The 3150-nt window shown below is 71.4% G+C and carries 4 protein-coding genes; 1 reads left to right on the plus strand and 3 read right to left on the minus strand.

Annotation, left to right across the window (positions count from 1 at the left end):
• From H5J30_RS23820 to hrcA, 3 genes are all read right to left on the minus strand, one after another.
• Positions 1-476: nitronate monooxygenase (locus H5J30_RS23820; protein ID WP_181789421.1), on the minus strand; the 476-nt coding region annotated here is incomplete at its 3' end.
• Positions 477-632: 156 nt separating this feature from the next.
• Positions 633-1766 carry a molecular chaperone DnaJ gene (dnaJ, locus tag H5J30_RS23825; protein WP_181789422.1) on the minus strand — a complete coding sequence of 378 codons (1134 nt, stop codon included), beginning with the start codon at positions 1764-1766 and terminating at the stop codon, positions 633-635.
• On the minus strand, positions 1767-2792 hold the full coding sequence (hrcA, locus tag H5J30_RS23830; protein WP_181789423.1) for a heat-inducible transcriptional repressor HrcA: 1026 nt from the start codon (positions 2790-2792) through the stop codon (positions 1767-1769). It lies immediately after the preceding gene.
• A 140-nt stretch (positions 2793-2932) separates the two neighbouring features.
• On the opposite strand from hrcA, the gene H5J30_RS23835 reads away from it, so the two are divergent.
• Positions 2933-3150: MBL fold metallo-hydrolase (locus H5J30_RS23835; RefSeq protein WP_181789424.1), on the plus strand; the 218-nt coding region annotated here is incomplete at its 3' end.

A 3150-nucleotide genomic window follows, 5' to 3' on the forward strand; every position in this document is an offset into this window, starting at 1 on the left:
GCCTCGACGACGTTGGTGACGGTGACGACGGTGTACGTCCCGGCCCGCGCGAAGGCGTCGAGCACGGCCGGCTCGGGGCAGCCGAAGGTGAACGACACGAGCGCCACCGGCTCGTCCAGGAGTATGGCCACCTTGGCGTCGAAGGCGTCGTCCGTGCCGCCCTCGGCGTCGCCCAGCTCCGTGCCGTACCACTCGGCCTCGCCGGCCAACTGCTCGGCGTACGCCTCGATCTGGGCGGGGTCCGGCGGCGCGGGCGGCTGGGGCAGGAACAGGTTCACGCCGAAGGGCCGGTCGGTGACGGCCCGCAGATGGCGGATCTCCTCGTACATCGCCTCGGGCGTCTTGTACCCGGCGGCGAGGAACCCCAGGCCGCCGCCCTCCAGCACCCCGGCGGCGAGCTGCGGGCAGGATGCGCCACCCGCCATGGGCGCCTGCACGATCGGGAAGGTGAACAGATCGTTCAGCTCGGTGGGCATGAGCTCATCCTGTCACGCAGGTCGGACACCGGCGGCCCGCGCCGGATCATGGAATCCGCACGTCTTCACGCACCTGGGGACGGTGTACGTCCCATCCACCACACCCGTCGCACAGGCCGCACCGCGGCGGCCCGGCGACGTCCGTCAGGAACCCGGCTAGCGTCCGCTCCAGGCGTCCTTCAGCCGCGAGAACAGCCCCTGCTGGCCCGGTTTGAACTGGCCCAGCGGGCGCTCCTCGCCGCGCAGCTGGGCGAGTTGGCGCAGGAGCCGCTCCTGCTCCGGATCCAGCTTCTGCGGCGTCTCCACCTCGACGTGCACGATCAGGTCGCCCCGGCCGCCGCCGCGCAGATGCGTCACGCCGTGCTGGTGCAGCGGAATCGACTGCCCCGACTGCGTACCGGGACGGATGTCGACCTCCTCCAGGCCGTCGAGCGTCTCCAGATTGACCTTCGTGCCCAGTGACGCCGCCGTCATCGGGATCGTCACCGTGCAGTGCAGATCGTCGCCCCGGCGCTGGAAGATCAGGTGCGGCAGCTCGCGGATCTCCACGTACAGGTCGCCCGCCGGGCCGCCGCCCGGGCCGACCTCGCCCTCGCCCGCGTGCTGGATGCGGGTGCCGGTGTCGACGCCCGCGGGGATCTTGACCGTGAGCGTACGCCGCGAGCGCACCCGGCCGTCGCCCGCGCACTCCGGGCACGGGGTGGGCACCACCGTGCCGAAGCCCTGGCACTGCGGGCACGGCCTGGAGGTCATGACCTGGCCCAGGAAGGACCGGGTGACCTGCGAGACCTCGCCGCGGCCGCGGCACATGTCGCACGTCTGCGCCGACGTACCGGGCGCCGCGCCCTCGCCGTTGCAGGTGCCGCAGACCACCGCGGTGTCGACCTGGATCTCCTTGGTGGCGCCGAACGCCGCCTCCTCCAGCTCGATTTCGAGCCGGATCATGGCGTCCTGGCCGCGGCGCGTGCGCGAGCGCGGCCCGCGCTGCCCGGCCTGGCCGAAGAAGGCGTCCATGATGTCGGAGAGGTTGCCGAAGCCGCCTGCGCCGAAGCCGCCGGCCGCGGCGCCGTTCTGCGACAGCGGGTCCCCGCCGAGGTCGTAGACCTGCTTCTTCTGCGGGTCCGACAGCACCTCGTAGGCGGCGTTGATCTCCTTGAACCGCTCCTGGGTCTTCGGATCCGGGTTCACGTCCGGGTGCAGCTCGCGGGCGAGCCTGCGGAACGCCTTCTTGATCTCTTCCTGCGACGCGTCACGTCCGACGCCGAGGACCGCGTAGTAGTCCGTGGCCACTTATGACTCCGCCAGGATCTGTCCGACGTACCGTGCCACTGCGCGTACCGCTCCCATCGTTCCGGGGTAGTCCATGCGGGTAGGTCCGACCACGCCGAGCTTGGCGACGGCTTCGCCGGTGTCGCCGCCAGAACCGTATCCGACGGAGACGACCGAGGTGGAGGTGAGCCCCTCATGGTCGTTCTCATGACCGATACGCACCGTCATGCCCGGTTCCTTCGCCTCGCCGAGCAGCCGCAGGAGCACCACCTGCTCCTCCAGCGCCTCCAGCACGGGCCGGATGGTGAGCGGGAAGTCGTGGTCGAAGCGGGTGAGGTTGGCGGTGCCGCCGATCATCAGCCGCTCCTCGATCTCCTCCACCAGCGTCTCCAGCAGCACCGACAGCACGGTCTGCACCGTGCCGCGGTCGTCCGCGGGGAAGGAGTCGGCGAGATCCGCCACCAGCCGCGGCACGTCGCCGAAGCGGCGGCCGACGACCCTGCTGTTGAGCCGGGCGCGCAGGTCGGCCAGGGAGTCCTCGCTGAACGGCGCCGGGCAGTCGATCATCCGCTGCTCGACCCGGCCGGTGTCGGTGATGAGCACGAGCATGACGCGCGCCGGGGCGAGTTGGAGCAGCTCGACGTGGCGCACGGTCGAGCGGGTCAGCGACGGGTACTGCACCACCGCCACCTGCCGCGTCAGCTGCGCCAGCAGCCGCACCGTGCGCCCCACGACGTCGTCGAGGTCGACGGCGCCGGACAGGAAGTTCTGGATCGCCCGCCGCTCGGCCGCGCTCAGCGGCTTGACGTCGGCGAGCTTGTCGACGAACAGCCGGTAGCCCTTGTCGGTGGGGATGCGGCCGGCGCTGGTGTGCGGCTGGGCGATGAACCCCTCGTCCTCCAGGGCGGCCATGTCGTTACGCACAGTCGCCGGGGAGACACCGAGGTGATGCCGCTCCGTGAGCGCCTTGGAACCGACCGGCTCCTCCGTGCCCACGTAGTCCTGGACGATGGCGCGCAGCACTTCGAGCCGACGCTCGCTGAGCATGCTGCCCACCTCCACACTCGGTTCCGTCCGGTCGTTCCGCCGCTGGCACTCGACGGCGGGGAGTGCCAGGGTTCCGGGCCAGTGTACGGCCGGGTAGGGCAGCTCGGGCAAGGTGGCCCGTTACGTTATAGCGTCGGGGAATGGGTGGCGGTTGGGAAGAGCTGGCCCCGGATGTCGTACGGCGCCGGCTGCCCCGCTGGGACGCGACGGCGGGCGCGGTGGGCTCGGCGGAAGGCGTGCTGCTCGTGGACACGGGCGCCTCGCTGCGTCAGGGCGCGGAGCTGCGCCGGGCCGTACGGGACCGCTTCGGCCGCCCCGTGACGCACATCGCGCTCACGCATCCGCACTTCGACCACGT

Source organism: Streptomyces phytophilus (genome assembly GCF_013870535.1).
Classification (GTDB): domain Bacteria; phylum Actinomycetota; class Actinomycetes; order Streptomycetales; family Streptomycetaceae; genus Streptomyces; species Streptomyces phytophilus.